This is a genomic window from Arthrobacter ipis (assembly GCF_014694315.1).
Taxonomy (GTDB): domain Bacteria; phylum Actinomycetota; class Actinomycetes; order Actinomycetales; family Micrococcaceae; genus Arthrobacter; species Arthrobacter ipis.
In genome coordinates, this window is record NZ_JAAOXD010000003.1 from 335,439 (window position 1) to 356,211 (window position 20,773).

General features: G+C 67.3%; 17 protein-coding genes. 10 read left to right on the plus strand and 7 right to left on the minus strand.

Annotation, left to right across the window (positions count from 1 at the left end):
• Nucleotides 1-1,358 (minus strand): DEAD/DEAH box helicase (locus G9E11_RS08570; protein ID WP_190605918.1); only part of this gene is annotated, 1,358 nt, incomplete at its 3' end.
• A 664-nt stretch (nt 1,359-2,022) separates the two neighbouring features.
• Here G9E11_RS08570 and G9E11_RS08575 point away from each other — a divergent pair.
• The 5 genes from G9E11_RS08575 (at nt 2,023) to G9E11_RS08595 (ending at nt 7,657) form a co-directional block, all read left to right on the plus strand.
• Nucleotides 2,023-3,513, plus strand: a complete 1,491-nt coding sequence (locus G9E11_RS08575) for an amino acid permease (protein ID WP_190604758.1) — start codon at nt 2,023-2,025, stop codon at nt 3,511-3,513.
• Between the two features lie 227 nt (nt 3,514-3,740).
• Nucleotides 3,741-4,088 (plus strand): molybdopterin oxidoreductase, encoded by a 348-nt coding sequence (locus G9E11_RS08580; RefSeq protein WP_190604760.1) that lies wholly within the window; start codon nt 3,741-3,743, stop codon nt 4,086-4,088.
• Nucleotides 4,088-6,601 (plus strand): nitrite reductase large subunit NirB, encoded by a 2,514-nt coding sequence (gene nirB, locus G9E11_RS08585; RefSeq protein ID WP_190604762.1) that lies wholly within the window; start codon nt 4,088-4,090, stop codon nt 6,599-6,601. The genes G9E11_RS08580 and nirB overlap by 1 nt, the downstream gene beginning before the upstream one ends.
• Nucleotides 6,598-6,912 carry a Rieske (2Fe-2S) protein gene (locus G9E11_RS08590; RefSeq protein ID WP_190604764.1) on the plus strand — a complete coding sequence of 105 codons (315 nt, stop codon included), beginning with the start codon at nt 6,598-6,600 and terminating at the stop codon, nt 6,910-6,912. The genes nirB and G9E11_RS08590 overlap by 4 nt, the downstream gene beginning before the upstream one ends.
• 43 nt (nt 6,913-6,955) lie before the next feature.
• Nucleotides 6,956-7,657, plus strand: a complete 702-nt coding sequence (locus tag G9E11_RS08595) for an SAM-dependent methyltransferase (protein WP_190604766.1) — start codon at nt 6,956-6,958, stop codon at nt 7,655-7,657.
• A gap of 109 nt (nt 7,658-7,766) precedes the next feature.
• Here the strand turns inward: G9E11_RS08595 and G9E11_RS08600 are convergent, their stop codons facing one another.
• Nucleotides 7,767-9,071: an MFS transporter gene (locus tag G9E11_RS08600; RefSeq protein WP_246468873.1), complete on the minus strand. Its 1,305-nt coding sequence runs from the start codon at nt 9,069-9,071 to the stop codon at nt 7,767-7,769.
• 131 nt (nt 9,072-9,202) lie between these two features.
• Nucleotides 9,203-10,261, minus strand: coding sequence for an Lrp/AsnC family transcriptional regulator (locus tag G9E11_RS08605; protein ID WP_246468829.1), 1,059 nt, complete (start codon nt 10,259-10,261; stop codon nt 9,203-9,205).
• 115 nt (nt 10,262-10,376) lie between these two features.
• Here G9E11_RS08605 and G9E11_RS08610 point away from each other — a divergent pair, with 115 nt between their 5' ends.
• Together G9E11_RS08610 and G9E11_RS08615 are read left to right on the plus strand one after the other, a co-directional pair.
• A complete protein-coding gene (locus tag G9E11_RS08610; protein WP_190604772.1) occupies nt 10,377-11,690 on the plus strand; it encodes a M20 metallopeptidase family protein in 1,314 nt (437 codons plus the stop codon).
• A 24-nt stretch (nt 11,691-11,714) separates the two neighbouring features.
• The gene (locus tag G9E11_RS08615; protein ID WP_190604774.1) at nt 11,715-13,004 is read left to right on the plus strand and encodes an MFS transporter; all 1,290 of its coding nucleotides are present in this window, start codon (nt 11,715-11,717) and stop codon (nt 13,002-13,004) included.
• A gap of 72 nt (nt 13,005-13,076) precedes the next feature.
• Here G9E11_RS08615 and G9E11_RS08620 read toward each other — a convergent pair whose 3' ends face one another.
• Nucleotides 13,077-14,309, minus strand: coding sequence for an MFS transporter (locus G9E11_RS08620; RefSeq protein ID WP_190605920.1), 1,233 nt, complete (start codon nt 14,307-14,309; stop codon nt 13,077-13,079).
• Nucleotides 14,310-14,994: 685 nt separating this feature from the next.
• Nucleotides 14,995-16,242 carry an FAD-dependent oxidoreductase gene (locus tag G9E11_RS08625; RefSeq protein ID WP_190604776.1) on the minus strand — a complete coding sequence of 416 codons (1,248 nt, stop codon included), beginning with the start codon at nt 16,240-16,242 and terminating at the stop codon, nt 14,995-14,997.
• Nucleotides 16,243-16,427: 185 nt separating this feature from the next.
• Between G9E11_RS08625 and trmB the strand changes: the two genes are divergently transcribed.
• Together trmB and G9E11_RS08635 are read left to right on the plus strand one after the other, a co-directional pair.
• Nucleotides 16,428-17,360, plus strand: a complete 933-nt coding sequence (gene trmB, locus G9E11_RS08630) for a tRNA (guanosine(46)-N7)-methyltransferase TrmB (RefSeq protein WP_190604778.1) — start codon at nt 16,428-16,430, stop codon at nt 17,358-17,360.
• A 104-nt stretch (nt 17,361-17,464) separates the two neighbouring features.
• Nucleotides 17,465-18,271, plus strand: a complete 807-nt coding sequence (locus G9E11_RS08635) for a DUF1206 domain-containing protein (RefSeq protein WP_190605922.1) — start codon at nt 17,465-17,467, stop codon at nt 18,269-18,271.
• A 43-nt stretch (nt 18,272-18,314) separates the two neighbouring features.
• On the opposite strand, the gene G9E11_RS08640 is transcribed toward G9E11_RS08635, so the two are convergent.
• Nucleotides 18,315-18,998: a zf-HC2 domain-containing protein gene (locus G9E11_RS08640; RefSeq protein ID WP_190604780.1), complete on the minus strand. Its 684-nt coding sequence runs from the start codon at nt 18,996-18,998 to the stop codon at nt 18,315-18,317.
• Complete coding sequence (locus G9E11_RS08645; RefSeq protein ID WP_190604781.1) at nt 18,995-19,495, minus strand: sigma-70 family RNA polymerase sigma factor; 501 nt, start codon at nt 19,493-19,495, stop codon at nt 18,995-18,997. The genes G9E11_RS08640 and G9E11_RS08645 overlap by 4 nt, the downstream gene beginning before the upstream one ends.
• A 190-nt stretch (nt 19,496-19,685) precedes the next feature.
• On the opposite strand from G9E11_RS08645, the gene G9E11_RS08650 reads away from it, so the two are divergent.
• Entirely contained in the window at nt 19,686-20,198 is a 513-nt protein-coding gene (locus G9E11_RS08650) for a COG4315 family predicted lipoprotein (protein ID WP_190604783.1), read from the plus strand.
• Nucleotides 20,199-20,773 lie beyond the last annotated feature (575 nt).

Sequence of the window (20,773 nt, forward strand, 5' to 3'; positions counted from 1 at the left end):
GGCAGGTCCGTGCGCGGAGCCTCAGCGGCAACCCGCCCGCGGCCGCCGCGACCGCCCCGGCCGCCGGCCGTGGGTGATGCCTGCCGGCGTGCGCGCTTGCGCTCGGCGTTGGCACCGGTGGACTTGCCACCACCCAGCTGCGCCGCCTTCGTTGCGAGCAGTGCCGCACGGGTGCGGGGATCGATCTTGTCGGCCATTTCGCCCACCAGCTCGGCAACGATCGGCGAGCCAGCCGTGACGCGCTCGAAGCTAACCTCGACGCCGGCAGCCTTCATCAACTTCTTGACGTCGCTCTGCTGCTCCGGGAGGGTCAGCGTCACAACGGTGCCGTCCGAACCGGCGCGGGCGGTACGGCCTGAGCGGTGCAGGTAGGCCTTGTGCTCTGTGGGCGGGTCAACGTGGATCACAAGTTCAACGTCGTCCACGTGGACACCGCGGGCTGCGACGTCGGTGGCCACCAATACGCGGACGTCACCGGAGGAGAACTCGGCGAGGTTGCGGTCACGGGCGTTTTGCGAGAGGTTGCCGTGCAGGTCGACGGCCGGGATCCCGGCGTCGGTCAGCGTCTTGGCCAGCTTGCGGGCGTGGTGCTTGGTCCGCATGAAAAGTACGCGGCGGCCTGCACCCGAGGCGAGCTCGACGATCAGCTGCTTCTTGACGGTCTGGTCGTTGACTACCAGCACGTGGTGTTCCATGGTGGTCACCGCGGCCTGCGGATCGTCCACGGAGTGGGTCAACGGGTTGGACAGGTAGCGCTGGACGATCTTGTCCACGCCGTTGTCCAGGGTGGCGGAGAACAGCAGTCGCTGGCCCTGGCTGGGGGTCATGTCCATGAGCTTCTTGACCACTGGCAGGAAGCCAAGGTCGGCCATGTGGTCGGCCTCGTCCAGGACGGTGACCTCGACGGCTTCGAGGGTCAGGATGCGCTGGCGGATCAGGTCCTCCAGGCGGCCCGGGCAGGCAATGACGATGTCGACGCCGGCGCGCAGTGCCTTTTCCTGGCGCGCCTGGGAGATGCCGCCGTAGATCACGGTGGTGTTCAGGCCCATGGCCTTGGCCATCGGCTCGATGGTGGCGTTGATCTGGGTGGCCAGTTCGCGGGTCGGTGCGAGCACCAGGCCCATGGGGCGGCCGGGCTTGCGGAAGTGCTTGGCTTCCCGCTCAGCGAGTCGTGCTACAAGCGGGATGGCAAAAGCGATGGTCTTGCCGGAGCCAGTGCGGCCGCGGCCCAGGACGTCGCGTCCGGCCAGGGTGTCCGGGAGGGTCTTGACCTGGATGGGGAACGGCTCAGTGATTCCCTGGGCGGTCAGCGTGTCGGCGAGGGCCGTGGGCGTGCCGAGGGCAGCAAAAGTAGTCATATGCGTTTATCAGGGTCTTTCAGGCGGTATCCAGCGGATATCGGCCCCCTACGCCGGTTGGCCCAGGGGGTCGCCGAAGAAAAGTCAGGTGGTCAACCGGGCTGCTGCCATGTTAAAGCAGCGGCCGCCGGGACCAATAGCGTTCATCGACGCAGGATGTGCCTCTCACATGAAAAAAGCCCACTAAAAGTGGGCATCACTGCACATCAAGTTCCACCAGTCTAGCATCAGCCGCCCGCAGGCCCTTTCCGGCGCCGCCTCGGGGCCCTCTCAGATCCCTTTGCGGCTCAGCCGGGGACGCCGTCCGATGATGGGTGAGGCAGCTCACGGACAACAGTGGACGACATTTGAGACTGGCATGCTGGACATATGTCGAAGACTATTGCGGCGTTTCGCGCTTCGTGCGAATTTCCTAATAGCAGCGCCAACTACCGGCTGGACTGCGGGAATGCGCTTTTCCGGCGGGCCGCTTCGCCCGGTACGCGGACGCTCCACCTGCCCGCTACCGAGCGGCGGGGCGGCGCGGGCACCCTTTGCCGCGCCCCGCCGCTCATAGTCTTAACACCATCCCAACTGTTAGTTCCGTCACATCCGTAGCGGACCGACGCGGCCGGCACGGCACCTTCCCGCACGTGCCGGCACCTGTGACAAGGAAGAAGACTTGATGTCTGAACGCACCACCAGCATTTCCGTTCAACCGCCCACAGCGCATGCTGGATCCGGCCAAAGCAGGGAGCCGCACCTCGCCCGCGGACTTGGCAACCGCCACATCCAGCTCCTGGCCATCGGCGGCGCCATCGGCACCGGCCTGTTCATGGGCTCCGGCAAGACCATCTCCCTCGCCGGCCCGTCCGTCATCTTCGTGTACATGATCATCGGCTTCATGCTGTTCTTCGTCATGCGGGCCATGGGCGAGATCCTGCTCTCCAACCTGAACTACAAGTCCTTCAGCGACTTCGCCGGCGACATCCTTGGCCCCTGGGCAGGGTTCTTCACCGGCTGGTCCTACTGGTTCTTCTGGGTAGTGACGGGTGTGGCCGACATCGTGGCCATCGCCGGCTACGTGGACAAGCTGGCCCCGGGCACTCCCCTCTGGATCCCGGCACTGATCACACCCGTGGTCCTCATCCTGCTGAACCTTCCCACGGTCAAGGCCTTCGGCGAGGCGGAGTTCTGGTTCGCCATCATCAAGGTGGTGGCCATCCTGGCCCTGATCGCCACAGGTGTGGTCATGATCGCCACCAACTTCACCTCGCCGAGCGGCGCGGTGGCCAACCTGGCGAACATGTGGAACGACGGCGGCATGTTCCCGCACGGCATGTTCGGCTTCATCCTCGGCTTCCAGATCGCCATCTTCGCCTTCGCCGGCATCGAACTCGTGGGCACGGCGGCCGCCGAAACCAAGGACCCGGAAAAGAACCTCCCCCGGGCAATCAACTCGATCCCGATCCGTGTCCTGCTCTTCTACGTGGGCGCCCTGGTGGTCATCATGGCCGTAAACCCGTGGCGCAGCATCGACGCCGCCAGCAGCCCGTTCATCGGCATGTTCACCCTCGCCGGCCTGGGCATCGCCGCCGTCGTGATCAACCTCGTCGTCCTCACCTCGGCCGCCTCCAGCGCCAACTCCGGCATCTACTCCACCTCGCGCATGGTCTATGGCCTCGCGCAGGACGGCAATGCCCCGAAGGCCTTCGGCAAGCTGAGCTCCCGCAAGGTTCCGCAGAACGCGCTCCTGTTCTCCTGCATCTTCCTGCTGGCCGGCCTGGTCCTGCTGTACGCGGGCGACTCCGTGATCGGCGCCTTCACCATCGTCACCTCCGTGGCCTCGGTGTTGACCATGTTCGTCTGGTCGATGATCCTGATCAGCTACATCGCGTTCCGCCGCCGCCGGCCGGAGCTCCACGAGGCGTCCGCCTTCAGGATGCCGGGTTCGGCCTTCATGCCCTACGTGGTCCTGGCCTTCTTCGTGTTCATGCTCGTAGCCCTGGCCCAGGCCGAGGACACCCGCCTCGCGCTGGTGGTTGCCCCGGTGTGGTTCCTGCTGCTGGGCGCTGCCTGGTACTTCAACCGCCAGACGCCGCTGCAGCAGGCCCGGATCGAGGAGTGGAAGGCCGAGGGCACCAGCGTCCCCGCGGTCAGCTCCGGCAAGGCCTAGATCCTTCAACCAGAAAACCGCGCGAATCAGAAACCGCGCTGCGGCCGCCCCTGCGGTCCGCAGCGCGGTTTTTTCGTCGCCCAGGTCCAGCTCCCGAAAAATGGTGAGGAAGGTGTTAAGCGGAAATTACACAGGCAGCCGGGCGATGTAACACGTGCGGCGAAAGATGGACTCATGCCGGGCTGATGCCAGCGGCCGCAGTGTTCCTCCGCCGAAAGGATCTGACCGTGATCTTGAAGAACATCTTCCTTCAGGGCATCTTCCCGTTCGACGGTGCGGGGCTCGAAAAGGCCGTGCCCATTCACAGCCAGCTCTCCCATTTCGTCCCGGACGGCGTCATCAACCAGACCCTCTATTTCCGCGGAGGCAACTCCTCCGGGGAGCTGATCACGGTGGTCCTGATGCGCGACGGCGTGCCCATGCGGTACTTTCCGATTGCGGCCAGAGGCGACGTCCACGTCCCGCTCCGCGTTGTGGAAGACATCGACGGCGGTTCGTTGATCGAGCTGAGGCTGCTGGCGGACACGGGGGTCAGTGGATCGGTCGTGGTCGACATGGGCATGGTGGAGCACTGATGACCGCCCTGGCCAGCCGCACCGGGCGGAGCACACCGGGTGACACCCGGCGCCGGCTCGTGGTGATCGGCAACGGGATGGCAGGCGCCCGCGCCGTCGAGGAAATCCTCGCCCGCGGCGGCGCTGTCCAGTACAGGGTCACCATGTTCGGCGACGAGCCCTACGGCAACTACAACCGGATCATGCTCAGCCATGTCCTCTCCGGCGAGGAGGACGCCGGCGGAATTTTCCTGAATTCGCTGGACTGGTACCGGGAGAACGGCATCACGCTGCATGCGGGGGTCCGGGTCGAAAAGATCGACCGTTTCGCCAAGCTGGTGTTCTCCGACGACGGCCGGGCCACGCCGTACGACGTCCTGATCATTGCCACCGGCAGCCGCTCGTTCATGCCCGCCGTCGAGGGCCTGTACACGCCGGGCGGACGGCTGTTGCCCGGCGTGTTCGCTTTCCGGACCATCGATGACACCCAGGGCATGGTGTCGTACGCCCAGCAGGACCACCACGGCCGCGCCGTCGTGATAGGCGGCGGACTGCTGGGGCTGGAAGCCGCGCGGGGCCTGCAAAGCCACGGTGTCGGCGTCGACGTCGTCCATTCCGGCGGGCACCTGATGAACGCTCAAATGGGTCCCGACGGCGGCGCGGTCCTGCGCCGCAGCGTCGAAGCGCTCGGCATCAGGGTCCACACGAGCAGCCGGACCACTGCCATCCTGGGCGGTGACAAGGTGCGCGGCGTCCAGCTGCGGGACCGGCCGGACATCGAATGCGACCTTGTGGTGGTGGCGGCCGGAATCCGCCCCAATGTGGAGGTGGCGGTGACCAGCGGCCTGCCGGTGGAGCGGGCCATCGTGGTGGACGACCACATGCGCGTCCCCGACGAGGACGAGATCTACGCCGTCGGAGAGTGCGTCCAGCACCGCGGCGAGGTGTACGGGCTGGTGGCGCCGCTGTGGGAGCAGGCCGCCGTGCTGGCCGACCACGTCACCGGGGCAGATCCTTCCTCTGTCTACCTGGGATCCCGCACCGCCACGAAGCTCAAGGTGGCCGGCGTCGACGTCGCCTCCATGGGGCTGCAGGCCCCGGAACGCGACACCGACGAGCACGTGGTGTTTTCCGAGCCCAGCAGGGGCGTGTTCAAGTCCATCGTGATCCGCGACAGCAAGATCGTGGGCGCAACGCTGCTCGGGGACAGCCGCAAGGTGGCCTACCTGACGCAGGCATTCGACCGCGGGCTGCCGCTGCCGGAGGAACGCGTCTCGCTGCTGTTCGATCTCGGCGGACCCGGCGACGAAGCCGGCGTGGCCGAACTCGACGGCGATGCCCAGGTCTGCAACTGCAACGGAGTCAGCAAGCAGGTGATCGCGGACACCGTGAAGGGCGGCTGCACCGCGCTGTCCGGCGTCATGGACGCCACCAGGGCCGGCAAGGGATGCGGTTCCTGCAAGCTGCTGGTCCGGCAGGTGGTGGAGTGGGCCGCCGACGGCGCCGTCGCGGAGGACCCAACGGCCGCCTACTACGTGCCCGGCGTGCCGCTGGAGAAGGCCGCGCTGATGACAGCGATCCGGGAGCAGGGCCTGCGGTCCGTTTCTGCCGTGTTCGCGGCGCTGGCTCCCGGCGGGGCCGAGGACGCCAAATCGAAGATGGGGCTGGCGTCCCTGCTGAAGATGATGTGGGCGGGTGAGTACATCGACGAGCGCGATGCACGGTTCGTCAACGACCGCGTCCACGCCAACATCCAGCGGGACGGCACCTTCTCCGTGGTGCCGCAGATGAAGGGCGGGGTGACCTCCCCGGAGCAGCTCCGCCGGATCGCCGACGTCGCGGACAAATACAACATCCCCATGGTGAAGCTGACGGGCGGGCAGCGGATCGACCTGCTGGGTGTTCCGAAGGAGGACCTGCCGAAGGTATGGGCGGACCTGGACATGCCGTCGGGCTACGCGTACGGCAAGAGCTTTCGGACGGTCAAGACCTGCGTGGGGCAGGAGTTCTGCCGCTTCGGCACGGGGGATTCGACCAAGCTGGGCATCCAGATCGAGTCGCGGTTCCAGGGCATCGAGTCACCGGCGAAACTGAAGCTCGCAGTATCGGGCTGCCCGCGGAACTGTGCCGAATCGCTGGTCAAGGACGTGGGGGTTGTGGCGGTCGACGGCGGGCGCTGGGAAATCTACATCGGGGGCGCGGCGGGTGCCCACATCCGGAAGGGGGACCTGCTGGCCACCGTGGACGATCCCGGGACCGTGACTCTGCTGGCCGGTCGGTTCATGCAGTACTACCGGGAACGCGCCAACTGGCTTGAACGCACATATTCCTTCGTGCCGCGCGTCGGGATTGAGCAGCTCCGCGCCGTGATCGTGGACGACGCCGAAGGGATCGCCGCCCGGCTCGACGAGGCGATGCAGCGCTCCGTCGACAGCTACGCCGACCCCTGGGCCGAGCGCAACAGCCCCTTCACCCCGGGCCAGTTCCGCACGTCGCTCCCGCTCGAGGTACTCCCCCGGGTGCCGGTCCGATGAGTGCTGGGCTGCACGTCCTCGGACCGGTGGACGAGATTCCGGTGGGTGAGGGGCGCGCGTACAGTGTGGCCAGCGAACAGATCGCCGTGTTCCGCCTCCGGGACGGTTCACTGCGTGCCGTGTCGGCCGTCTGCCCCCACAAGGGTGGCCCCATCGCCGACGGCACCATCGACCGTGCCGTGGTCATGTGCCCGCTGCACCAGCACGCGTTTGAGCTGGAAACAGGCTGCTCCACCACCGGAGCCGGCCCCCTGCGCAGCTACCCGGTGTTCGCCGACGGCTCGCAAAACGTGGTGGTCCGGTTCCCCTGACTTGCCCTAGTTGGGCCCCCGATTCTATGGCAGGGTAATCCCCATGGACCACGAAGGGCACGACGGCGCCGCGCGCCATTGGGACGATTTGTACCGGAGCAGGCCGCGCGTGTGGAGCGGCAGGCCCAACCCGCAACTGGTGGCCGAGGCAGCCGGGCTGGAGCCCGGCACAGCCCTGGACCTGGGCTGCGGCGAGGGCGCCGACGCCCTGTGGCTCGCGGAGCAGGGCTGGACGGTGACAGCGGTGGACGTCTCCGCCGTCGCGCTTGAACGGGCTCAGCAGCATGCCGCAGCCTCGGGCGCAGGGAACCGCATCACGTGGCTGCGGCGCGACCTTGACGCCTGGGCCCCGGAGGAGCAGTTCGACCTCGTGTCAGCCCAATTCCTGCACTCCACCGAGGCCCCATGGCAGCGGCCGCACGGGGTGGCTGCGGATGCGGTGCGGCCGGGCGGGACTCTGCTGGTCGTCGGCCACCACCCCGACGGCCTGCCGCCCTGGCGGAGCATCTCGGACGAGGACAGCCGCGCCGAGGGGCACAGCCACTCGCACGGGGGCGACGGCCACGCGGGTTCGGGGATGTTTTTCACGGCGGAGCAGGCCGCGGCCGAGCTCGGCATCGCCCCGCCCACGTGGCGTGTGGATGTTGCGGCGAGCCGGGAACGGGAAGCCACCGGCCCGGACGGCCAGTCGGCCACGCTCGCCGACGCTGTGCTGCGAGCCACCCGCCTGCAGCCGCGCTCCTAGAAGGTAAAGCTGGAGCAGACCGCCGCGATCCAGCGCGACGCCGTGCCCACCTGTACTACCAGGTCCTCCCCCGCATCTGCCCCGGTTCCGGCTGCTGGGAGGGCACGGGCTAGTGGGCGACGCGGGGCGCTATGGTGACCGCGGCTGCGGCGATCACCGCGGTCAGCACGAAGACGCCGGTGAAGGAGGCCGCCGTCGTCGTGAACGTCGTGAACACGACTCCCGTGGAGGCGAGCGCGAGGGCACCGCCCAGGGAATCGGAAATGGACATCGCGGAGCTGTTGAAGCCTTCCGTGTCCGGCGTGGAAAGTGCCAGCGTCATCACGCTCAGCCTGGGATACGCCAGTCCCATGCCGCCGCCGGCAAGGACCCAGCCGGCTATCGCGACCGCGGCCGGCCAGCCAAGCGCGGTCGTCAGCAGCGCCACCGCAATCGCCAGCAGCACCATAACCGAGCCGGTCCGCACGGCGGCAGGGCTGGCAAGCCGCCCGCCCAGACGGCTCTGGATGCCCGACGCCGCGGCCCAGGCGAGGGCTCCGCCGGTCAGGGTAAGGCCGGCGAACGTTGGCGAGAAGGCGTAGCGCTCCACGAGCAGGTACGGCAGGTAGACCTCGGCACCGAAGAAACCGGCCGCAACCAGTCCGCGGATCAGGATCACGCTGGGCAGGCCCCGCCGGGCGGTGAGGGTTCCGCGCGGCACCAGCGGCCTGACGGCCAGCAGTGCAATGACGACGGCGGCCCCCGCCAGAAGCGGCCCGGCCACCGGAAGCCCGGAGGACAGGTTCAGGCCCAGCACCGCCAGCGCGGCCAGGGCCGCCCAGGCCAGCCGCCCCAGCGCCCACGGCACCTGCCCGCCCGCCGCATCTGAACCTTTCCCGTTCGCGGAACCGTTCCCGTGCGCGGAACCCTTCCGGTTCGTGGAACCGTTCCCGTTCGCGTTGCCGGACCGGACGCCGCGCAACGCGGGAAGGAGCATCGCCAGTGCAGGGAGTACCAGTACGACGACTCCGAGGAACACCCAGTGCCAGCTCGCCAGCTGGGCCACGAGCCCGGCGGCGAACGGCCCCACGAGGGACGGGATGACCCACGCGGCGGAGAAGGCGGCGAAGATCTTGGGATGCAGGACGGGCGGATAGACCCTGGCCACCACCACGTACAGGGCCACCGTCATGGCGCCGCCGCCCAGCCCCTGCACCAGCCTGCCGGCCACCACCGCCCACATGGTGCCGGCAGTCCCCGCCACCAGCAGGCCCAGCGCGAAGACCGCCACGGAGGCGAGCAGCGGGCCGACGGGCCCGCGCCGGTCGGACCAGTTCCCGGCGCCCACCATGCCGATCACACCGGTGGCCAGCGGACCCGCGAAGGCGAGCGCGTACAGGCCGGCCCCGCCAAGCTCCCGGCTCACCACCGGCATGACGGTGGTGACGGCGAGGGACTCGAACGCGGCGAGAAACACCAGGGCGCAGGCGCCCACGGTGACCAGTGCGTAGGGCCGCTGGAGAATTCCGGCGCCGGGTGGGGCGGACACGGCAGATTCGTGCACGGTCAGCCCACCAGCTCGGGGGCGCCGGTGGTCACGGCCACAACGTCACCGCTGGCCGTCGAATCGGGGTTGAGCATCCAGCCCACCCGCTTGACCGTCCTCAGCATGACCACGCTCTCCACCAGCTCGATGCCCGGGATGCGCTGCTGAAGGGCCAGCTCAGCGGTCATGACATCAGCGAGCGACTGCAGCCACATGATGATGACGAAGTTGGTGCGCCCGGTGGTGGAGGCGCTCAGCCGCACGTTCCGGAAGCTGCGGAGCTCCTCGGCCGCCGCCTCATGCTGGCCCGGCGGGACGTTGGCGAACCAATGGCAGGTCACCGGGAAGCCCGAATACCTCTGCGCAATCTCGCAGCGGAAGGAGAGGGCGCCGCTGGCAAGCACCCTGTTCAGCTGGCGCTGCACGGTTGCCGGATGCCGGTCCAGAGCCCTGGCGATTTCCGCCGCCGTCGCCCGGCCGTCCGTCGACAGGAACGGCAGGATTGCCAGGTGGCTGGCGGGCAGCGGCTCCCCCACCGCCGCCGAGGGTGCCGACGCTGCGGCCTCGGGACCGGCGAGCGCCCGGAGCGCCTGGAGCTGGCTCCGGTTGAGGACGTTGATGCGCCAGGCGTAGGCCCCGGTGTGCAGCCGCGTGGCCAGTGAGGTCGTGTATCTGACCAGCCCCTCGATGGCGTGCAGCTTCGACGCCACAGCGGTGAAGTGCTGCAGGGAGCCGGTGATGACCGTCAGCATCAGGTCCCGGTTGCTTGCTGCCTCCTCCACGGTGACGATCTCCGGCACGGCCGCCAGTGCCTGGGTGACCTCCGCCCGGCGATGGAGCTCGCACTCGACATCAACGAAGGCGAGGCACATCTTCTGCGGATCCCCCATCGGATGAGCCGTGACCCAAGCGGCGCCGGCAGCGGTGAGCCGTTCCCACCGGGCGGCCAGGGTGGTGGCGTGCACGCCCAGGACTTCCGCGGCGTCGGCCCAGCTCAGCCGCGGTGCGATCTGCAGGGCGTTGATCAGCGCGAGGTCTTCCTCCGTGACGTCCAGCGGTCCTCCCTTTGATAGGGGCATGCACAATTCCTGCATTTCGGCGCGGGCTTTTGCATCTTTCCAGCTCTTGGGGCGAATGTGAAGCAGGCCACTCCAGAATAGACCAACAGCACCGGACCACCAACGAGGAGAACACGTGCCGATCGCCGCAGGCGCCCACCACTTGCAGGAAGACCTTGCCCGGTTCCGCCACAGCCTGCACCGGGAACCCGAAATCGGGCTGCAGCTGCCGCGGACGCAGGAAAAGGTACTGAAGGCCCTGGAGGGCCTGCCGTACGAAATCACCTTGGGCAAGGAGACGACGTCGGTCACCGCAGTTCTGCGCGGCGGGGCTTCCGACGGCGCCGCTTCGGGCGGAACTAAAGGCACCGCGCCCGCCGGGCTGCCGCCTGCCGTGCTCCCGCCTGCTGTGCTCCCGCCTGCTGTGCTCCTCAGAGCGGATATGGACGGGCTTCCCGTGCAGGAGAAGACCGGCGTCGATTACACCTCCACCATCGACGGCGCCATGCACGCCTGCGGCCATGACCTCCACACCTCCATGCTCACCGGCGCGGCCACTCTTCTCGCCGAGCGGCAGCACCGCCTGGCGGGCGACGTCGTCCTGATGTTCCAGCCCGGCGAAGAAGGCTTCGACGGCGCCAGCTACATGATCCGCGAAGGCGTCCTGGACGCACCAGGCCAGCGCGTTGACGCGGCCTACGGCATGCACGTGTTCTCCTCCCTCGAGCCGCACGGAACGTTCTGCACCAAGCCCGGCGTGATGCTCAGCGCCTCCGACGGCCTGGTGGTCACCGTGCTCGGCGCCGGCGGCCACGGCTCCGCCCCCCACTCGGCCAAGGATCCCGTGACGGCCGCAGCCGAGATGGTCACGGCCCTGCAGGTGATGGTCACGCGCCAGTTCAACATGTTCGATCCTGTCGTCCTCTCCGTCGGCGTCCTGCAGGCGGGCACCAAGCGCAACGTCATCCCGGAAACGGCGCGCATCGAAGCCACCATCCGCACGTTCTCCGAAGAGAACCGGCAGCGGATGATGGACGCCGTCCCGCGGCTGCTCAAGGGCATCGCGGCTGCACACGGCCTCGACGTCGACGTGGACTACCAGCAGGAATACCCCCTCACCATCACCAACCAGGACGAGACGCACACCGCGGAAAAGGTCATCACCGAACTGTTCGGCGACTCGAGGCTCTCGCGGTGGGCCACGCCGCTCAGCGGCTCCGAGGACTTCTCCCGGGTCCTGGCCGAGGTGCCCGGCACGTTTGTCGGGCTGAGCGCCGTCCCCCAGGACGCGGACCACGCCACTTCCCCGTTCAACCACTCGCCGTACGCAACGTTCGACGACGGCGTGCTGGCTGACGGGGCCGCCCTCTACGCGGAACTCGCCATCCACCGCCTGGATGTCCTGGCCGCCGCCGGCGCCCGGGTCCCCGCTTCCGTTCCGGCTCTCTAGCCCGCCCATTCCAGGGAGACAACCATGACCGCCATCATCAACACCCAGCGCGAGGGCCGGATCACGACCCGCAAGACCATCATCGGCACCGGCATCGGAAACGCCGTCGAATGGTACGACTGGGCCATCTACGCCACCTTCACCCCCTTCATCGCCAGCCAGCTGTTCAGCAAGTCCGACCCCGCCTCAGCCGTGCTGTCCACGCTGGCGATCTTCGCCGTCGGCTTCGTTGCCCGTCCGTTTGGCGGCTTCCTGTTCGGCTGGATCGGTGACCGGGTGGGCCGCAAGGCGTCCATGACACTCGCCGTCGGACTGGCGTCGCTGGGCAGCCTCATGATCGGCATCGCCCCCACCTTCGCCAGCGTCGGGGCCTTCGCGTCGCTGATGCTGCTGGTGGCCCGGCTGGTCCAGGGCCTGGCACACGGCGGCGAGCTGCCCTCGTCGCAGACCTATCTTTCCGAAATGGCGCCCCGGGAACACCGCGGCTTCTGGGCCACCCTGATCTACACCTCCGGTACGGTGGGGATCCTGTTCGGCACGCTGCTGGGCGCCGTCCTGAACATGGCACTGACCACTGAGGTCATGAACGCCTGGGGCTGGCGCATTCCGTTCCTGATCGGGGCCGCGATGGGCCTGTACGCCCTGATCATGCGGTCCCGGCTGCACGAGACGGACGTGTTTGAGGGCGAGACCGCCACGGAGAAGCGCGCCCCGCTCTGGCCGCAAATTGTCCGGTACCGCAAGCAGGCGCTGCAGGTGATCGGCCTGACCGTGGGCCTCACGGTGATTTACTACATCTGGGGCGTCGTCGCTCCCAGCTACGCGACCACCGCCCTGAAGATCGACCGCGGCGAGGCTCTCTGGGCCGGCGTCATCGGCAACATCGTCTTCATTGCCGCGCTTCCGCTCTGGGGCAAACTGTCCGACCGGATCGGCCGCAAGAAGGTGCTGTTGGCCGGTGCAATCGGTTCCGCCGTGATGCACTTCCCGATGACGTGGCTGCTGAAGGATTCCGCCTGGCAGCTGGCCGTGAGCATGTCCGTCATGCTCATCTTCATCGCCGCGAGCGCCGCCATCGTTCCGGCCGTGTACGCCGAGCTGTTCCCCACGAGCATCCGCACCGTGGGCGTGGGCGTGCCGTACTCCATCTGCGTGGCGGTTTTCGGCGGCACTGCCCCGTACCTGCAACAGTGGCTCGGCACCACCATCCACATGCCGGACCTGTTCAACGTCTACGCGGTGGTGCTGCTGGCCATCAGCGTCGCGTTCATTTTCACCATCCCGGAGACCAAGGGCAAGGACCTGACGCACTAACCCCCAACTAAGTAGCAGCAGAGGGCGTTCCCAGCCGTGGGAACGCCCTCTGCTGCTACTTACATGAGATCTCTAGCCGCCGATGAACCTGTCCCGCCCTGCCCGGTAGCCGAACACCGCGGCCAGCGTACCCACGGCCAGGAACAGGAGCCCCGCGGCAGCGAAGGACCCGGTGCCCTGGTGCAGCTGACCCACCAGCAGCGTGCCGGTGGAGCCGAGCCCGTAGCCCACCCCCTGCATCATGCCGGAGAGGTGGGCCGCGGTGTGCCCGTCGCGGGTCCGGAGCATGATCATGGTCAGGGCGACGGCGGTGAGGCTCCCCTGGCCCAGCCCCAGCAGGCCCGTCCACACCCAGATCAGCTCAGGCGGGCCGAAGATGCTGAGGGCAAAGCCCCCGCCGGTCATGAGCGCCACCACGGTACTGATCACCCGCTGGTCGCGGAACCGGGCGGCGAGCGCCGGAGCGAACAGCGAGCCGAGCATCTGCAGCACAATGGACACGGACACAATCAGCCCGGCCGTCCCGCCGTCCACTCCGCGCTCGCGCAGGATCGGCGCGAGCCAGGCGAAGACGCTGAATGACATCATCGCCTGCAGCACCATGAAGATCGTGACCTGCCAGGCCACCGCCGATCGCCACACGTTCACGCCGTCCCGCACCGTTTTGTGCTGTCCGTGCCGCTGCCGTACGGCCACCGGCAGGAAGAGCAGAAGTACGACGGCGGCCGGTGCCGCCCAGAACCACAGCGCCGACGTCCACTGGCCGGTAGCGCTGAAAACGGGGTAGGTGAAGCCCGCGCCCAGGGCGGCAGAGGCGCAGATGGCCGTGGTGTAGAGCCCGCCCATCAGGCCGAGCCGGTGCGGAAAGTCCCGCTTCACCAGACCGGGCAGCAGCACGTTGCACAGCGCAATCGCGGCACCGCACGCCGCCGTCCCGGCGAACAGCGCCGGCAGGTGCCCCGCGCCCGGGACCCCGGCTGGCCGCAGGAGCAGACCCGCCGTCAGGACCGCCATGGCACCCAGCAGGACCCGTTCGGCGCCGAACCGGCGGGCCAGGACCGGAGCCAGCGGGGCGAAGACGCCGAGCAGGGTGACGGGCACCGTGGTCAGCACCACCACCGCCCAGCCGGGCAGGCCGGCGTCGGACGTCACCTCGGGAAGCACCGCCGAAAAACTGGAGAACACCGTCCTGAGGTTCAGGCCGATCAGCACCAGGCACAGGCCCAGGTAGGCCAGGGCCCGGCGACCGGTCACTCGAGTGGGTTCGGCGGCGGGAACGTCGTCGGCCTCTGCATCCACGAGCATGTCCGCGCTAACGGCTGGACGCTGCGGCAGGCCGTCGTTTTTGCGTGAGTTTTGGGCGTCGATCACCCGCCCATTCTTGCAGTTCCCCTGCGCGTGGCCGGGCCATCGAGCCAGGGGCACGGGACGGCGCCTCCCCGGGTGCGGTTATGCACATACGGATGAAGGACCGTTCCTGCGGGACCTGCCCGCCAATAGTCTGGTCGGCACGTGCACACCTAGCCCGCCAGCGGTCTGAGTCTGCGAGGAGAACCATGAACGTTCAAGAAACACCGGCGTCCGGAGGTCCGCCGCCCGGGCGCCGTCTTGGCTGCCGGCCGCCTGACAGGTCGGGCATGGGAGTGGCCAGCCTCGTGTGTGGTGCGCTGGTCGTGCCCAGCGCGATGGTGACGATGATTCCTGCAACGTTCGTCATGTTGGTCACGCGTCCGGACAGGGGACGAAGCGGCGGGGAATGGGTCGCAAGCACTGTTTTCTTTACGGCGCCGGTGATTCTGGCGTTGCTCTCCCTAATTTTTGGGCTCGTCGCACTGGGACGGGCACCACTGCGTTCCACGGGTTTCAGAACCGGCGCTGCCGGCCTCGTACTCGCGAGCTTGGAGGCCGTCTTCATACTCTTGCCGTCGATCGCGCGGGGATACTAGCGAACCGGCAGCCCACCTGACGCCCGCCCTCACCCATCGACCGGTCAGCGCGCCCAGAGCGGCCACAGGCGCTCGGCCCGGCGGCGGACCTGGGAGTAAGGCACATCCGCACTTTTGGCCTGCTCGAAGATGCTCAACCCCAACATTGACGTGGCAAGCGCACGGACCGTGTGGAACCGGTTTTCGAAGAGGCTTCGTTCACTGATCCAGGACACCGCGTCGGCTTCCGGCTTCCACCGTTCCGTGTACGTTTCGGCCGCCTGCGGCAACCGGTCCGGCGAACTGCCGGTGTCCCGGATGCACTGGTCCAGGACCATGGCTGATTCCATTGCCCCGTTCACTCCCTGTCCGATCGGCGGGTAAGGCGCGGCTGCGTCCCCGATCAGGACTGCTTTGCCGCCATGGAACTGCGAACAGGTGAGGCTGCGTCCGATGTGGTAGCACGTCCGGTTGGCGAAGGCCGATACCTGTTCGTCGCCAGCGAATTCAAGAACCCGGGGACAGCGCGTCTGCAGAAATCTGCGTGCCTCCTCCGTTCCGGAGAACCGGATCTTGTCCTTGGTTCCGATGGCACAGAACCACCGGGCCGAGTCCTGCCCGGCATCACCCCTTATGGCGCCCGCCACGCAGAAGGGCCGGGTCGACAGTCCATGAAGATAGTTTTTGTCCAGCCGGCCGCCAACCTTATCCAGTTCGATCATCGTGCAGTAGTTGGGGAAGGACTTGGACCTGACCGCAAACCCGGGAACCCGGGCCTGAAGCGCCGAGCGAACAGTGGAACCCGCCCCATCCGCACCCACGAGCAAGTCGAAGCTCCTGAGGATCGATTCCCCGGATCGTTGCCGGGATGTCAATGAACCTGTGACAGGGTGAACGCCTTCCACGTTGGTTTCGAACTCCATTGCGACCCTGTCCCTATATTGGTCCAGGACCGACATGAGCGCCCGGAGGATGTCGCCCCGCGATCCGGTCCACCCGGGCAATGTCCACTCCTCCGTTCCACGACCCGGGATTTTGAGGCCCCTAAACCGGAATATGCGGCGGTCGAACTCCGCCACGGCCTCAATGTGGCGGAGTGCCTTGAGCCCGTGGCCCGAGATGTCGATGGTGTAGGAACGGTCCGGATTGAACCGCGGCGCAATGTCTGGAGGGACGTCGCGTTCGATGACGGTGGCGGACAGCCCGCGCCGGGCCAGGGAAATTGCGAGTACCAGCCCGGCCGGTCCCGCCCCGAGGATGGCAATGGTGCCGGGGGAAGTCGCGGGTTCAGAGAGGAATGAAGATGGTTCCATGGCGTTTCCTGAAGCTGCGTTGTTATGCATTCATCCGCCGTCACGGCGGGAAGACGTCCGCACGGACGGGCGGCGGCCCATGACCGTTTCACTTGGGCAGCCGGCGGAATAGCAACACTGTACGCCGCCCTGCTGCACGGCGTAACTGGCTTGGGCCGCCGAAAACCGCCGGTATTCTGGAGGGGATGAGCGAATCTCCGGAATCCCCCCAGCCGCCGGCAAACCCGAACCAGCCCCGGCCGGTCACGCCGGGAAGCCAGGCGTCCTACGGAACCTACGGCGGACGGCCAGTCAGCTTCGTTCGGCGCGGAACCCGGCTGCAGGGGCGCCGCCAGGCGGCCTGGGAGGAGCACTCCGGCCGCTGGGCCATCGACGTGCCCCGCCATATTGCCAATACCTCGGTCCACCCCGACTACACGTTTGATGCCGAAGCCGAGTTCGGGCGCAAGGCACCGCTGATCGTGGAGATCGGCTCAGGCCTGGGCGATGCCGTCTGCCATGCGGCGGAGGAAAACCCGGACACGGACTTCCTCGCCGTGGAGGTCTATACCCCCGGCCTGGCCAACACCATGATCAAGATCAACAGCCGCGGCCTGACCAACGTGCGGGTCGTCGAGGCGAACGCCCCCGAGGTGCTGGCCACCATGCTCCCGGCCGGCTCGGTCAGCGAGCTGTGGGTCTTCTTCCCGGACCCCTGGCACAAGTCCCGGCACCACAAGCGCCGCCTGATCCAGCCCGAATTCGCCGAGCTCGCCGCGAAGGCGCTGAAGCCGGGCGGCCTCTGGCGCATCGCCACAGACTGGTCCAACTATGCCGTGCACGTGCGCGACGTCCTCGCCGGATCGGCGGCCTTCGAAAACCTTCACAACGGCGAGCGCAGCGGTCCCGAAAGCCCCCTCACCCACGTGTGGCAGACCGGCGTCGAGTCGCTGGTGGGCGGCGCGCCGGTCAAGGAAGGACGGGCGCCCGTGAGCACGGAACACACGGGACCCAACGAGGGCGTCGACGAAAGAGGCGGGTGGGCGCCACGCTTCGAGGGCCGTATCCGCACCAGCTTCGAGAGCAAGGCGCACGAAGCCGGCCGCATGATCTTCGACCTCTGCTACCGGCGGGTTTAACCCCTTCGGGGCCTCTGTTCCCGGGCGCCGGGCCGTGGCACGATAAGCGTGTGGCGGAGTGCCACAGCAGCTGCCGGCGCGAAGGAACGATCATCAAACGAGAACTGAGGAGCGCAGCCGGCAGGGCCGAGGACGTCTCGAACTCGAAGCCCCTCGAAGTGCTGGCGCGCGGTGGATTTGCCGTGAGCGGCGTGCTCCATATCCTGGTCGGCCTCATCACCTTCGGGCTCGCCCGGGGCCGTGGCGGCCGCGCGGATGTGAGCGGCGCCGTGGCCGAACTTGCCAGCCAACCGGCCGGGCCGGTGCTGCTGTGGTGCAGCTTTGCCGGATGTGTGGCGCTGGCCCTGTGGCAGGCCGGTGACGCGATTTTCGATTTCGAGCGGTTGCCCACCAAGCACAAGGCCGGCAAGAAACTGCAGGCCGCAGCACAGGCTGTCGTGTACGCCGGGCTGGCATTCACGCTGGCCGCGTTCGCGCGCGGCGCCGGCAAGGACAACCGGGAATCAACCAGCGACTTCACGGTCAACCTCATGAAGGCCCCGGGCGGCGTCCTGCTTTTGGTGCTGATCGGTGCCGGGGTTGCCGTCGTTGGAATCATCTACGCGGTCCGCGGGTTCAAGAAGTCTTTTGAGAAGCACATCAATCCGCCGTCTACCCCGGGCGGGCGCAAGGCCGTCACCGCCCTCGGGATGGCGGGCTATGTGGCCAAGGGCGTCGCCCTGTTTGTGACGGGCCTGCTGGTGGTCATCGCCACCGTCACTGTCCACCCCGAGAAGTCGACAGGTCTCGACGGCGGGCTCCGCGCGCTCCGGGAACAGCCCTACGGCCTGTACGTGCTGGCCGCGGTGGGCGCCGGACTTATTTGCTACGGGGTCTTCACGGTGGTCCGGGCGAAGCTCGCCAAGATGTGAGCTCGCCAATGTGAGTCCGGCGGGTCAGCTCAGGCGGGATGGTTCAGGTGCCGGGCACGGCAATGACGGCAATGGTCTGCTGCCGGTCGTTCCGCACTTCGACGCTCGCGATGCTCGTGTACTGCAGCGGCGTCGCGCTGGTGACCCGGACCCTTCCGCTCGGTGTCGCCATCCACGCGCAGGCCCGGTCCGCAACTCCGGCACGGTCCTTCACCCAGAGTGAAAGCCGGCCGTTCTGGGGCAGACTCCGTCCGTCGACTGCCAGTTCGGTTCCCCAGGTTTTCTTGACCATTCCCACCGTGACCTGCAAGCCGGTATCGGCTTTGACCGAATAGCTGGCATCGGGCTTGTCTGCGGGGTCAAAGAGAGGCGCCGCCGCAAAACCCAGGGCGAGGCAGGCCGCGGCCACCACCCCAACGAGGGCTGTCAGTCGCCGTCGGGAATTACGACGGCGGGCCGCCAGTTGGTCAAGAATCGGCTGGGGGACGGGGGACGGGGCCGGTAACGCGGCATCGGAGCCGGGCCGGCTTGCCGCCGGAACGGCGAGCGCCACGGCGTCCGGGACCGGCACGGCATCCAGCAGTCCCGGCAGGGATTCCAGGTCCGACAGTTCACTGCTGCAGGTGCTGCACTGCTTGAGGTGCTCCTCGAAACGCAGCCTCTCTGCGTCGTCGAGCCCTCCCAGCAGGTACGCCCCCAGCAGCTCATGGACTTCCTTGCCGTTCACCGTTCCACACCCATTTCGTCGAGTATTGTCCGCAGGGCCTTCACCGCGTAGAAGGCCCTGGATTTCACCGTTCCGCTCGGAATATTCAACTGAACCGCGGCCTCGCCCACCGTGAACCGCCGGTAGTGCAGAGCCACCAAAACATCACGATGCTCCGCGCTCAACCGGAGCAGCGCCTCCTCCATCAGCACCTTGTTCAGCAGGTCGTCAACACGCCCCGTGGCTTCCTCCGGATCCGCGACGTCACGGTCCTCGGCTTCCACGGGGCGGCGCTGGGCTTTCCGGTAGTTGTCGATCATGATGTTCCGTGCAGTCCGGAAAAGGTAACTGCGCATGCTGCCCGTAACTGTGGGCGCCTGTTGCCAGACGCGAAGCACTGTTTCCTGCACGATGTCGTCGGCAAGATGCGGGTCGCGGGAGGCACTAAGCACAAACCGGCGCAGCGCCGTTCCGTGCTCGCGGTATATCGCTGCAACCAAATCCTCATCCAGCGGCATCTTCGGCCTCCCTGCAATGACCTATAAAGCCGGATCCGAGGGCCGGCCTTCCTGGCAAATACGACGCCGGCAGCCGGCGATAAGTTCAATTCCGGCCGGCGTCAGATTCTTTGAACCATTCTTCACCTTTGTGCGTCATTCCAGATAGCGCCGGTCTCTCAGTCTGCCGGCCCGAGCCAAGGAGCAGCACATGAAGAAGCAACTGAGCGTTGGCCTCGCAGTTATGGCCCTTGCCGCCTCACTGACGGCCTGTGGCGGCGGATCCGGCACAACAACCACCACCTCGGCGGCCGCCCCGGCCACCGAGTCGCCTGCGGCCACCGCCAGCACATCGGCCACCAGCGACAGCGCCACGGTGGACCTCAAGACGGCGTCCTCCAGCAAGGGAGACATCGTGGTGGACAGCAAGGGCATGAGCGTCTACTACTTCACGAAGGACGTCAAGGACTCCGGCAAGAGCAACTGCACCGGCGACTGCCTCGTGAAGTGGCCTCCGGTGATTGCTGCCACGGACACCCCCAAGGTCGAGGGTGTGACGGGCACGGTCGGCACCATTGATACGCCGGACGGCAAGAAGCAGGTGACGGTCAATGGCATGCCCGTCTACCTGTGGGAGAAGGACAAGGCCCCCGGCGACATCACCGGCCAGGGCGTCGGCAACGTCTGGTACCTCGTGGCACCCGACGGGACGATGATGAAGTAGGCCCGCAGGTTGGAGCCGGCGCCTTCTCCGGAGGCGCCGGCACTAGCATCGGAGCGTGGCGGATCCACACAATTGAAATCAGCGGCAAGAACCTGGAAGTCCATGGTGGACAGCAACCAGGCACTGCTGCTGCGGAAGTCAGGACACGACGTCTACTGGTGGGCGGAGCGGGGACACTCTGCCGGAGTGAAGAGCGATACCGAGCTGCGCGCGAATGGATGCGCACCGAGCACGGCTACGCCCAATACGCCGTGTCCTGGGAGATGTTCGGCTATCCCGAGTGCATGCTGCGGGACGCCGACGAACTACTTGATGGCCAGTACAGGGACCCCCCGAACCTGCGGCCCATTGCCAACACCCTCCTGGCATGGGCCGCAGCCCGTCCGGGCATGGAGATCCAGGTGCGCGAATTGGGAGCGCCTCAATGCGGTCAAGGTCAGTGCGTGATTTCTTCGACCGCAAGGTCCGGCTCACGTCGGAGGAAGATGTTGACCAGGAACTCCTGGACACCCTCGAAGCGGCACTCGAGCGGAACAGCTAAGGGCAACGCGGGGTCACTTACCGCCCATTCCGGG